The 11,440-nt window shown below is 73.8% G+C and carries 13 protein-coding genes; 5 read left to right on the top strand and 8 right to left on the bottom strand.

Annotated elements, in window-relative coordinates; all coding sequences use genetic code 11:
* Nucleotides 1-10: 10 nt before the first annotated feature.
* The 3 genes from ACFV4F_RS06630 to ACFV4F_RS06640 all read right to left on the bottom strand — a co-directional run bounded on the left by ACFV4F_RS06630 (nucleotide 11) and on the right by ACFV4F_RS06640 (nucleotide 2,785).
* On the bottom strand, nucleotides 11-955 hold the full coding sequence (locus ACFV4F_RS06630) for a lipase family alpha/beta hydrolase (RefSeq protein WP_380500659.1): 945 nt from the start codon (nucleotides 953-955) through the stop codon (nucleotides 11-13).
* 253 nt (nucleotides 956-1,208) lie between these two features.
* The gene (locus ACFV4F_RS06635) at nucleotides 1,209-1,340 is read right to left on the bottom strand and encodes a hypothetical protein (RefSeq protein ID WP_380500660.1); all 132 of its coding nucleotides are present in this window, start codon (nucleotides 1,338-1,340) and stop codon (nucleotides 1,209-1,211) included.
* Between the two features lie 86 nt (nucleotides 1,341-1,426).
* Nucleotides 1,427-2,785, bottom strand: a complete 1,359-nt coding sequence (locus ACFV4F_RS06640) for an erythromycin esterase family protein (RefSeq protein WP_380500661.1) — start codon at nucleotides 2,783-2,785, stop codon at nucleotides 1,427-1,429.
* A 275-nt stretch (nucleotides 2,786-3,060) separates the two neighbouring features.
* Between ACFV4F_RS06640 and ACFV4F_RS06645 the strand changes: the two genes are divergently transcribed.
* Nucleotides 3,061-3,705 (top strand): DJ-1/PfpI family protein, encoded by a 645-nt coding sequence (locus ACFV4F_RS06645; RefSeq protein ID WP_380500662.1) that lies wholly within the window; start codon nucleotides 3,061-3,063, stop codon nucleotides 3,703-3,705.
* 12 nt (nucleotides 3,706-3,717) lie between these two features.
* Here the strand turns inward: ACFV4F_RS06645 and ACFV4F_RS06650 are convergent, their stop codons facing one another.
* Complete coding sequence (locus ACFV4F_RS06650) at nucleotides 3,718-4,959, bottom strand: MFS transporter (protein WP_380500663.1); 1,242 nt, start codon at nucleotides 4,957-4,959, stop codon at nucleotides 3,718-3,720.
* A 97-nt stretch (nucleotides 4,960-5,056) separates the two neighbouring features.
* Between ACFV4F_RS06650 and ACFV4F_RS06655 the strand changes: the two genes are divergently transcribed.
* Nucleotides 5,057-5,932, top strand: coding sequence for a winged helix-turn-helix transcriptional regulator (locus tag ACFV4F_RS06655; RefSeq protein ID WP_380500664.1), 876 nt, complete (start codon nucleotides 5,057-5,059; stop codon nucleotides 5,930-5,932).
* Between the two features lie 10 nt (nucleotides 5,933-5,942).
* Here the strand turns inward: ACFV4F_RS06655 and ACFV4F_RS06660 are convergent, their stop codons facing one another.
* Together ACFV4F_RS06660 and ACFV4F_RS06665 are read right to left on the bottom strand one after the other, a co-directional pair.
* A complete protein-coding gene (locus tag ACFV4F_RS06660; protein ID WP_380437159.1) occupies nucleotides 5,943-6,800 on the bottom strand; it encodes a serine hydrolase in 858 nt (285 codons plus the stop codon).
* A 101-nt stretch (nucleotides 6,801-6,901) separates the two neighbouring features.
* The gene (locus ACFV4F_RS06665; RefSeq protein ID WP_380500665.1) at nucleotides 6,902-7,849 is read right to left on the bottom strand and encodes a LysR family transcriptional regulator; all 948 of its coding nucleotides are present in this window, start codon (nucleotides 7,847-7,849) and stop codon (nucleotides 6,902-6,904) included.
* A 122-nt stretch (nucleotides 7,850-7,971) separates the two neighbouring features.
* Here ACFV4F_RS06665 and bla point away from each other — a divergent pair, with 122 nt between their 5' ends.
* Complete coding sequence (gene bla / locus ACFV4F_RS06670; protein ID WP_380500666.1) at nucleotides 7,972-8,952, top strand: class A beta-lactamase; 981 nt, start codon at nucleotides 7,972-7,974, stop codon at nucleotides 8,950-8,952.
* A gap of 38 nt (nucleotides 8,953-8,990) precedes the next feature.
* Nucleotides 8,991-9,959, top strand: coding sequence for an MBL fold metallo-hydrolase (locus ACFV4F_RS06675; RefSeq protein ID WP_380500667.1), 969 nt, complete (start codon nucleotides 8,991-8,993; stop codon nucleotides 9,957-9,959).
* 92 nt (nucleotides 9,960-10,051) lie between these two features.
* Here the strand turns inward: ACFV4F_RS06675 and ACFV4F_RS06680 are convergent, their stop codons facing one another.
* Nucleotides 10,052-10,246, bottom strand: coding sequence for a hypothetical protein (locus ACFV4F_RS06680; protein WP_380437076.1), 195 nt, complete (start codon nucleotides 10,244-10,246; stop codon nucleotides 10,052-10,054).
* Complete coding sequence (locus ACFV4F_RS06685; protein WP_380437077.1) at nucleotides 10,243-10,458, bottom strand: hypothetical protein; 216 nt, start codon at nucleotides 10,456-10,458, stop codon at nucleotides 10,243-10,245. The genes ACFV4F_RS06680 and ACFV4F_RS06685 overlap by 4 nt, the downstream gene beginning before the upstream one ends.
* A 157-nt stretch (nucleotides 10,459-10,615) precedes the next feature.
* On the opposite strand from ACFV4F_RS06685, the gene ACFV4F_RS06690 reads away from it, so the two are divergent.
* The gene (locus tag ACFV4F_RS06690; RefSeq protein WP_380500668.1) at nucleotides 10,616-11,344 is read left to right on the top strand and encodes a GntR family transcriptional regulator; all 729 of its coding nucleotides are present in this window, start codon (nucleotides 10,616-10,618) and stop codon (nucleotides 11,342-11,344) included.
* Nucleotides 11,345-11,440: the final 96 nt, after the last annotated feature.

Here is an 11,440-nt window from a genome sequence, read left to right on the forward strand (position 1 = left end):
GGCGACACCGTCAGAGCAGCGGGCCGAGGACGGGCAGCACCGGCTTGCACGGCACCGGGACGGGGTGCGCCGGGTCGAGCGCGTTGCGGACGTCGGCCAGCGCGACCGGGTCGTACGGGCCCTCCAGGTGGTCGGCGGCGTCGGCCACGCACTGGTCCTGCAGGGTCAGGTTCGTGACGTGCGGCCCGGCCGGCAGGTAGGAGTTGGTGTACGGGGTGACGACCTCGTCGAACCTCGACGCGATGACGGTGTACTCGACGCCCGGGAGGGTCGCGCCGCCCGCGTCGAGCGCGGCGATGAACGGGGAGCCCGCCTCCTGCTCGACGCAGGCCGGACAGGCGGTGTCGAGCACCGCGTTCGCCGGCTCCAGGATGTGCAACTCGGTCGCGAGCACACTGAGGCCGTCCAACGTGGTGCCCTCGTTGAGGGGGGTGATGCCGACGAGCTTGGCCACCTTCGCGGCGCCGCCGTCGTTCTTCAGGTAGTAGCGCGGCAGCACGCCGCCGCCCTGGGAGTGTCCGACGAGATCGGCCTTGGCCGCCCCGGTGGCGGCGAGGACCTGGTCGACGAACGCGGACAGTTGCCGGGCGGAGTCCTCGATCGGCCCGAGGCCCTGCATCGGCGCACCGGGGGCGCCGCCGTAGTCGAACGCGTAGACGCAGTACCCGGCGTTGGCGAGCAGCGGGGCCGCGCCGCGCCAGTTGTCGTTCATGTTCTCGGCCGTGCCGTGCACGAGGACGACCGGCTCCGGGTGCGCTGCGCCGGGCCGGCAGGACCAGTCGTTCGCGCCGGGCGGGGCGGTGTCGGGGGTGAGGAAGCCCGCCGGGAAGCCGATCGCGAAGTGGTACTCGACCGGGTACACCGGGGCGGCTGCGGCCGGGTGGACGGTGGTGGCCAGCAGGCCGCCCGCAGTGACCGCCGCGACCGCGAGCGCCCGACCTCGATTCGCTCTCATGAGGTATTTCCTGCCGTCAGGAATTCTTTCTGCACTTACCGAAAACTATCACCTGCACAAGCATTACGCAGGCCAGAAGCCACCGGTAAGGCAGGCCGCACTCCCGCTGCAAGCAGAGAGTAATCAGTAGCCTCATCGGATATTCATATGGCATGACGGCATTGCGGTCCAGGAATTCCAGGATTCCATTCCGGAATTCTCGCACCCAATTCCGTGACACCCGGTACGGGAGTCCGGGCCCTGCGCCCGGACGTCACGAGACCACCCGCAGCCGCCCCGGAGTCGGCCGCGTCAGCCGGTCGACGTGCGCGGCGCTCTCCGCCTCGGCCGGGAGCAGCACGAGGAGCTGCTGTGCGTCGGCGGCGAGGTCCAGGGTCTCGCGCACGAGCGGCGCTCGGCGTGCGGCTGACAGGGGACGAGACGGCCGCCCTGGAGCGGCCGTACACGCCCCGGCTGCCGACCGGGCTCCGATCAGCCCAGCTTGTCCGCCTCCCGGACCCGGTGGAGGTGGACGAGCACGTCGAAGGACTCGGCGATCCGCACGGTGCTGAGCGGCACGGGGTACCCGGTGCCGATGCTGCGCAGCGGTCGGGGGGTGTCCAGCCAGGCGCGGGCCGCGGGCGGGGCGCTGCGGACGTCGAGGTAGAAGTCGCCGCCGCGGACCCGGTCGAGGGCCTCCTCGGTGGTGCCGGGCGCGGGCGGGCCCACCGTGAACTTCGTCCACTCGCGGTCCGGGAGCCCGGACGACGCTTGCGAATCCTGGGAGAGGAAGGAGCCCTGGCCGAAGGTCAACCCGACCGGGAGGTACCCGCCGCCGAGCGCCTCGCGCAAGAACCCGCCCTGCGCCTTCGGGTGCTGGTCGGGGTCGTCGGGGACGTACGCGATGTGACCGTTGTGCGCCGACACGAGCATGCGGTGGCCGGTCTGCCGGTGCCACCAGACGACGTTGTCGGCCATCACCCGGTCGCGGTGGAGCATCGCGGCGCGCAGCGCGCCTTCGTCCTGGAGGTCGACCCCGAGGAACACCGCGGTCTGCGCGATGGAGCGGGCGTGCTGCACGGCCCACGCGAACTCCTCGTCGCTCTGGCCATGTTGACTTTCCATCAGCTTGAAAGCCGCTTCGGCGTTGCCCGCGAGGCGCTGCCGCTCGGCGAGCGGGCGGCGCAGGTAGGCGAAGCTGTCGTCGAGGGGGCGCAGGCCGGCGTACAGCTCGGTGAAGCGCGGCAGCAACTCCGGGTGCCGGCGCCGGACGTAGCCCGTCACCCGTTCGAAGAAGGCGTCCCCGACGCGCGGGGCGCCGATGTCGTCGCCCATGAAGTGGACGCGGCGGCGGGGGTTGCGCCGGTTGTGGTCCCGCATCCACTCGACGAGGTGCAGGAACTCCTCACGCTCCCACGGCGATCCGCCCAGCGCGGCCCGCACGACCCGGCGCGCGTCGCCGGGTCCGCCCTGGACGAACTCGTCGACGAGCAACCCGGCCGGCCAGCTCATCTCCAGGGCGAAGGCTCCGAAGCCCTTCTCCTCCACGAGGTACCGGAAGACGCGCTCCTTCATCGCGAAGAACTCGTGCGACCCGTGCGTCGCCTCCCCCAGGCCGACGACCCGGGCGTCCCCCACCATCGCCCCGAACGCCCGGAGGTCGGACGGGTCCGCCCCCGGCACCGGGGAGCGCAGCGGCCGGGAGGCGCGTAACAGCGCGGCCCGGACCGGCTCCTGCTCCTCCCCCGCACGCGCGGCCGTGGCCGTGGCCGGCACCGCCAGCGCCCCCGCCCCGGCCGCTGCTGCTGCCGCCGCCCGCAGCAGCGAACGCCGCCCGATCAGCCCACCCATGCGCGATCACCCATCCCCGACTCGGCTTCCTGCTCCTGCCGTTGATGATCGCCCACGATCCGTCCGCGACACCCTGGGGCTGGCCTCCGACCTCGCCTGGGGATAGCCCCCCTCCCACGCGATGACGGACCTCGTCATATCCGTGTCCTTGCCGCTGCACCCGGGCCCGGTCACGCTGGAAGGGTGAGCAGTTCCCCCGAGCTCTTCCCCCGAGCGCTTCGCCCGGGGTGGGCGCCGGACCGGGGACGACACCACCCCTCCCCGGAAGGCACCCCATGCGCATCGCCATCCCGATCTTCGATGGCTTCACCGCACTCGACGCCGTCGGCCCGTACGAGGTCCTCCGCATGCTCCCGGAAGCCGACGTCGTCTTCACCGCCGCCACCGCGGGCACCTGCACGGACGGCGCGGGCCTGCTCCACCTCGTCGCGACGGCCCCCTTCGAGGACGTCACGGAAGCCGACGTCCTGGTGGTCCCCGGCGGCCCGGGCGCCCGCAGCCGCCTCACCGACGAGCCGCTGCTCGACTGGATCCGCCGCGTCCACACCACGACCACCTGGACGACGTCGGTCTGCACCGGCTCCCTGCTCCTCGCCGCCGCCGGCCTCCTCGACGGCCTGGAAGCGACCACCCACTGGAGCGCCGTCCACATCCTGGAGTCCTACGGCGCCACCTACACGCCCCACCGCGTCGTCGAACAACCCGGCGACATCATCACCGCCGCCGGCGTCTCGTCGGGCATCGACATGGCCCTGCGCCTCGCCGAACTGACCGCCGGCCGCACCGCCGCCGAGGCCTTCCAACTCGCCATCGAGTACGACCCCCAGCCCCCGTTCGACGCCGGCTCCTACGCCAAGGCCCCCCAGGCGGCCAGGGACTACCTGGCCGCCCGCTCGTCGTCCCCGACGAACAGGCGGTGACAGCGGGCCCCTTCAGCCCCCGACCGCCTCCGGTACGGGTGAGCCCTTCGCCGTGCGCGGGGCGGTCAGCGGGCCGGCGGCGAAGACGGCCAGGCCGGCGAGGACCGCCAGGCAGGCGCAGGCGGGCCAGAGCAGACCCGGGGTGGACTGGTAGAGGGCGCCGCCGAGCGGGGGTGCGAGGACGGTGCCGCTGGTGGAGGCCCCGGCGTAGAGGCTCTGGAAGCGGCCCTGGTACTCGGGCGGTGCGCTGTCCGCGACGAAGGCCGTCGCCGGGGTCTTGTAGAGGATCTCGCCCGCGGTGACCACGACCATCATCACCACCGTGGTGACGACCGACGCGCCCGCGACCAGCGCCGCGAAGCCCGCGCCGACCAGCAGCAGGCCGGTGCCGATGATCCGCAGCGGCGCCCGGTCGCGCAGCGCCATGGTGACGACCACCTCCAGCGCGAGGATCAGGCCGCCGTTGATCGCCAGCACCGCGCCGTACACGCCGGTGCCGATGCCGTGGTCGGCGAGGAACACCGGCAGGACCGAGTACTGCTGCCGGTAGACGGTGTCCACGACGACGATCGCGGGCAGCAGCACCAGCACCGCGGGCCGCTCCCGCAGCGTCGCCCACAGGCCGCCGCGGGTGACGGTCCGGCCGCTGCGCGGCCCGTCGGCGGTCAGCACCTTGGCGGCGTACGCGGCGAACAGCAGCGACCCGAGCCCGTCGATGCGGAACAGCCACTCGTACGACCAGTGGGTCGCGATGAACGCGCCGAGCACCGGGCCGATGGTGAAGCCCGCGTTGCCCGCGAAGCGCATCACCGCGAAGCCCTGCCGCCGGTCGCCGGGCGGCACGGCCACCGCGACGAGCGCCGAATTGGAGGCGCGCACAGTGCCGGCGGCGTACTGGAAGACGGGCAGCACCAGGAGCAGCACGGACGTCGGCAGCACCGGCAGGGCGAGCAGTCCGGCGCCGGAGACGGCGGACCCGGTGAGCAGCGTCCGGCGGTGGCCGAAGCGGTCCCCGAACCAGCCGCCGGTGAAGTTGCCCGCCACCAGGCCGAGGCCGCCGGCGCCGGCGATGGTGCCGGCGGCGGCCGTGCTCAGCCCGCGCGGGCCGGTCAGATAGACGAAGAGGTACACGAAGGTGAAGGACACCACCATGTTGGCGAAGCCGCCGGCCGCCAGCAGCCAGACGGTCCTCGGCAGCGCCCGCAGCGCGCCCCTGTTCCCCGCGCCGTCCCCGGTCCCGTTCCGCTCGGCCATCCGGCCACCCCCGTAGTCAGTTCCTTTTCGGAACGGACTATGTCAGGCTGACGGGGCTAAGGTCAACGCTGGTGATCACCCCCGGAAGGAGACCACGATGGTCCGGCGCGGCGGCCCGGCGGACGACAACTGCGCGATCGCCCAGGCCCTCGACGTGGTCGGGGACACCTGGACCCTGCTGATCGTCCGCGACACGGCCCGCGGGCTGCACCGCTTCGAGCAGCTCCAGCAGGAGCTCGGCCTCTCCCGCAAGGTGCTCGCCGAACGCCTGCGCCTGCTCGTCGACTCCGGCGTGCTCGCCCGCGAGCAGTACCAGGACCGCCCGCCGCGCCACGAGTACCGCCTCACCCCGCGCGGGCGCGCCCTGCTGCCCGTCCTGGTCGCCCTCCAGGACTGGGGCGACAGCTGGGTGCTGGGCGACGGCACCCCCACGGCCACCGCCACCGAGCACTCCCGGGAGGCGGAACGCGTCCACGCGCTGCGCGGCACCCGGATCCCCGACCTGCTGCTCCCGGGCGCGGACGGCCAGGCGCACGATCCCGTCGCCCCGGACGCCACCACCGTCCTGTACTGCTTCCCCGGCGCCTTCGTCCGCGCCGAGTCCTACCCGCCCGGCTGGTCGACGGTACCGGGCGCGTCCGGCTGCACCCTGGAGTCACGCACCTACCGCGACCACCTCGCCGACTTCACCGCCGCCGGCGCGGCGGTGCGCGGCATCTCCACCCAACGCCCGGACGAGCAGCGCGCGTTCGCCGAAGCCGAGGGCCTGGCCTTCCCCCTCCTCTCCGACCTCGCCCTCGACCTCACCGGCGCCCTCCGCCTCCCCACCCTCCGCGCCGCCGGCACCACCCGCCTGAAGCGCCTCACCCTGGTCGTCGACCGGACCCGCACCGTCCGCGAGGTCCTCTACCCGGTCACCGACGTCGCGGGGAGCGTGACGGCGGCCCTGACCGCGGCCCGCGCGATCCGGTAGGCGGGCCGGGTTACTCTCCCGGGCGTGCCGCCGCCCGCAGGGCGTCGACGGCCAGGCGGGCCGTGGTGCCGATGGCGGCGTCGGCGGCGGGGAGGGTGATGGCGGTGGCGGCGGCACGGGTGAAGACCGCGAGGGCGTAACGGCCGCCGTCGGGGTACTCGACGACGCCGACCTCGTGGCGCAGGGTCGGGAGGGTGCCGGTCTTGCCGTGGACGCGGACGTCGTCGAAGGGGAAGCCGGCGGCGAGGCGGTGCGGCCAGACCTGGAGGCCGAGGAGGCGGCGCAGGGCGGCGCCGTGGTCGCCGGGGCAGGCGTCGCCGTGCCAGAGGGCGGCGAGGAGGGCGGTCATGTCGCGCGGGGTGCTGTGGTTGGTGAAGGCGGGGTCGAGGACCCGGAGCCGGGCGACCACCGCCGGGTCGACCGGGGAGTCGGGGCCGGTGTCCTCCACGAGGGCGGCGGTCATGCCGCCGAGCGTGTGGACGGCCACCGTCCGGGTGAGGCCCAGGTCGGCCATGGTGCGGTTGACGGTGTCCAGGCCGACCTCGGCCCACAGCACGTCGGCGGCGGCGTTGTCGCTGACGGCGGCGGTCAGGTAGGCGAGGTCGCGCAGGGAGAGGCGGGCGGCGTCGAGCATGGCCGCGAGGCCCGTCCGTCCCGGGGTGCGGCCGGCGGCGGGGACGTCCACCTGGCGGGTGAGGTCGATCCGGCCTTCCGCGGCCTCGCGGAACAGCGTGACCAGGAGGCAGAGCTTGTGGACGCTCGCGGTGCTGACCGCGGTGTCGGCGCCCACGGCGATCTCGGCGCCGGTGTCGAGGTCGCGCGCGTGCAGCAGGCCGCTGACGCCGGCGTCGGCGAAGGCGGCGGCGATGCGGGCGCGCGCGGCACGGGCGCCGGCGGGGCGGTCGCCGGCCCTGCGGTCACCGGCGGGGCGGTCGGCTCTCGTACGGTCGCTGGGTACGCGGTCGCTGGTCACAGCGGGAACTCCATTGCGGGCCGGGGGTGGAGCGGACGGTTGGGCGGCTGGGGCAGGAGGCCGCCGGGTCCGGTCAGCGCCGCGTGGGCGGCCTCGGCGAACAGCCGGACGGCGGGCCCGCCGCGCCCGGCCGGCCAGGCCGTGGAGGTGCGCCAGGCCAGTGGGGTGCCGGTCAGCGGACGCCAGACTGTACCCGCCGGCGGCGCGGTGCGCGGCGCCAGGGCGACGGCGCTGCCGGTGAGCACGAGCGCGCCGGCGACGTCCGGTCCCGGCGGGTCGACGACGGCCTCCGGGGTGCAGCCGTGCCGGGACAGGGTGGTGAGCACCTCGTCGTACAGCGCCGGGGCCGCGGCGCGGGGGAAGAGCACCAGACGCCGGCCGGTCAGTTCGGCCACCGCCAGCTCGGGGCGGTCGGCGTACGGGCTCCCGGCGGCGAGCAGGACGCCGAGCGGCTGGTGCAGGACCGGCCCGAAGGCCAGTCCGTCGGCCGGGCAGGGGTGACGGACGACGGCGACGTCCACCGTGTGCTGGGCGAGTTCGCGCACGACGGCCGCGACCGGCAGTTCCCGCAGTTCGAGCCGGGTGCCCGGGGACGCGCTCTCGAAACCGGTGAGCAGCGCGGCCAGGGCGGCCGGTCCGAGCTCGGGCGGTACGGCCGCGCGCAGGGTGCCGGCCCGGCCGCTGCGCAGGTCGGCGGCGACGGCAAGCAGACGGGCGGAGCCCTCCAGCACCTCCTCCGCCTCCGCGAGCAGCAGCCGGCCCGCCGGGGTGAGGTCGACCCCGCGCGGACCGCGGTCGAACAGGGTCACGCCGAGTTCGCGTTCGAGGCGCTGGATCCGCTGGGAGAGCGAGGGCTGGGCGATCCGCAGGAGCTCGGCGGCGCGGCCGAAGTGCCGCTCCTCGGCGACGGCGCGGAAGTGGCGGAGGTGCCCCAGCAGGTCCATGGGCAGCAATCATAGGCAATTTCTTATCGACCCGTTCACCATCATGGTCTTGGACTGGAGACCTGACGGGCTGATTGGCTGAGGGCGATGGCCCGCCACCCCACCCGCACTGGAGACCACCCATGCCACCGACGATCCGACGCATCCCCCGCACCGCACTGCCCGCCGCGGCCCTGCTCGCGGTCACCCTGCTGAGCGGGTGCGGCCACAGCGGCACGAGCGCAGCGAGCGGCACGAGCGGCACGAGCGGCACGAGCGGCACGAGCGGCAGCACGAACGCCGCAGCCCCGACCGCCACAGCCACAGCCACCGTCGCGGCCACAACCGACGAGTCCTTCAAGGGACTTGAGCAGCAGTTCGGCGCCCGCCTCGGCGTCTACGCGCTGGACACCGGCAGCGGCCGGGAGGTCTCCTACCGCGCCGACGAGCGGTTCGCGTTCGCGTCCACGATCAAGTCGCTCGCCACCGGGGCCCTGCTGCGCAAGGCCTCCGACGAGCAGTTGGACAAGGTGGTCGCATACCGCCAGGAGGACGTGCTGGCGTGGGCGCCGATCACGTCGCAGCACGTCGCCACCGGCATGAAGGTGCGCGACCTGGCCGCCGCCGCCATCCAGTACAGCGACAACACCGCGGCGAACCTCGTCACCGCCGAACTCGGCGGCCCGGCGGCCGTCCAGCAGTCCCTGCGCGAGCTCGGCGACACGACCACCAGCGTCGACCGCACCGAGCCCACCCTCAACGAGGCCACCCCCGGCGACACCCGCGACACCAGCACGCCCCGCGCCTTCGCCGCCGACCTGCGCCGCTACGCACTCGGCGACACCCTCACCGAGGACCGGCGCCGGCTCCTGACCGACTGGCTGGCCGGCAACACGACCGGCGCGCCGTACATCCGCGCGGGCGTGCCCTCCGACTGGAAGATCGGCGACAAGACCGGCAACGGTGGCTACGGCACCCGCAACGACGTCGCCCTCGCATGGCCGGCCGGCGGTCGCAGCCCGATCGTCATCGTCGTCCTCTCCGACCGCGGCAAGGCCGGCGCCACCTCCGACGACGCCCTGATCGCCCGGGCGACGAAGGCGGTCGTCGGCACGCTCGGCTGACCCGCCCCCGATTCACCGACCAGAGGAGACCGTTGACGATGCCCCTGTCCCGCCGCCGCCTGCTGGCCGCCTCGGCGACGAGCGCCGCCGTGCTCGGCACCGCCACGCCCCCCGCTGAAGCCCGGCCGTCCGACCGCCGACGCCGCCGCCCCGGACCACCCGGCTCCTCGGGGGTCACCCTGCGCTGGCTGGGCAACAACGGCTGGGAGATCACCTTCGGCGACCCGGCCGCCCCCACGACGATCCTGATCGACCCGTGGATCACCCGCTTCCACACCGGCACCTACACCCCGCAGGGCGCCGACCCCGCCACCCCGCTCAGCGTCGACACCGCCGCCATCGACCGCCTCGGACTGCGCGCCGACCAGATCCTGGTGACCCACGGCCACTACGACCACCTGCCCGACGTCCCGCACCTCGCCGCCCGCACGGGCGCCACCGTGCTCGGCACCGAGAGCCACGCCAACCTGCTGACCGCGCTCGGCGCGCCGCAGGACCAGCTGTCGGTGGTGCGCGGCGGCGAGTACCTGCAGTTCGACGGCTACACGATCCGGGTCGTCGACTCCCTGCACTCGATGACCGGCCCGCGCTCGAAGGTGCCCTTCCCCGGCACCAGGCCCGGCGCGCCGCCGCCCCGCCCGCGCGTGATCTCCGACCTGGTCGAGGGCGGCACCCTCGCCTACCTGATCACCGTCGGCAACGACCGGCTGCGCATCCTCGACAGCGGCGGAGCCAACTACGACGCCCGCCACCTCACCGGCCTCGCCCCGGACGTCCTGCTGATGCAGCCCGGCGGGGGCTCCGTCCCGGACTACGTGCCGCGCCTGCTCGACGCCCTCGACCACCCGCCGTACGTCATACCGACGCACTGGGACGACTTCGACCACCCCCTGAGCGAACCCGCCGTCGCCTGGGGCGGCCTCGACGCCCTCGAAGCCGCCGTCCACCGGGCCAGCCCGGAGGCCCGGTTCGTCCGCCTCGACCACCTGGAGTCGTTCACCCCCTGAGTGCCCGCGGTCGTCGATGAGCACTCGTCGACGACCGCGCCAACGCCATCACCGCGCCATCACCGCCGATCGACCGCGCCGTCCGTGCGTACTCAGCAGGGCTCCGTCCAGGGTTCGACCTGATGGAGGCGCCGCAGCCGGAGGTTGCCGTCCACGCTGAGCGTGACGAGGTCGTCGACGACCTCCAGCACCTCCGCCGGAACCCTCGGCGCCCACGGCGTGCCGATCTCCCAGTCCGGCGGCACCATGGCGACGGTCTCCCCGATGCCCGGCACCCAGCCGCTCATGCCCGGGCCCCCTTCCGTAGCACGTCGACCAGCTTGGCGATTTCGGCGGGCGCCGCCGCTCCGAGCTCGATGAGCACCACGCCCGTGGTCCTGACCGATGCCCAGTCGACCGCGAGCGACGGCAACGTGACGTCCACCGCCGCCAACACCGACCGGAGGTCGTCGAACACCATCGCCGCCTCGCGGCGGGCGTCCTCCGTCGCCCGAACCATCCTCGACCGCCTACCACTCCGGGCACGCACAGCGAACTCCTCCCGACGGAGCGTCAGTGAACTAGTCCAGCATGAAGAGTGACGTAGTTCACCCGCTACGGTTCCGAGTGAACTAGTCTGCTCTCACTGCCCGTCAGAACTGGGAGCGTGAAGCGCCATGTCCGGTGGAGCACCGAAGACTTACACGGTCATCGCCGACCACTACCGTCAGCGGATACTGTCCGGCGAGCTGGAGCCCGGCACGAAGTTGCCCAGCAACAAGGAGATCTGCGGGCGGTGGGGCGTGGCGGTCGCCACCGTCTCGCGCGCGCTCCAGCACCTCCAGGTGGAGGGGTACGTGCGCACCAGCCCGCGCGGCACCTTCGTGGCGGACGATCCGCGCGTCACGGCCAGCAGCCAGGAGCGCCTGGCCCGGGTCAGCCGCCGGAAGTCCTCGCTCATGGACGGGGAGACCAGCCGGGTCACGGCCGCCGAACTGGTCGTCCCGCCGCTGTACATCGCCGACCTCTTCGACCTCGACACCGGCGACCAGATCATCCGGCGCGAGTACGTCGTCGGCCGGGGCAGGGCCCGGACGATGTTCGCGGTGAGCTGGTACCCCGCGCACTTCGCGGCGCTCTGCCCGGACCTCCTCAGCACCAATCCCGCTCGCAACGACGGGATGACCGCTCGCGTCCTCGAAGCGACGGGGCGCACGATCACCGTCGGGCGGGACGACATGCACGCCCGCGAGGCCAGCCCGCGCGAGGCGTCCGCCCTCGCGCTCTCGCCCGGGAGTGCGATCCTGGCGCTCGTGCACCGGTGGTCGGACGAGCAGGGGATCATCGAGTACACCGAGTGCTGCCTGCCGACCCGCTTCACCATCGGGTACGACTACGCGCCGTGAAGCCGTGAGGATTTGGGAGGAGGGACCGGCCCCCAAACACCAAGCGCAGGCCGAACCAGTGGCCAGCGGGAAGTGCGTGCAGGGGGGGCGGGGTGG

It is taken from the genome of Kitasatospora sp. NPDC059722, from assembly GCF_042733235.1.
Lineage (GTDB): Bacteria > Actinomycetota > Actinomycetes > Streptomycetales > Streptomycetaceae > Kitasatospora.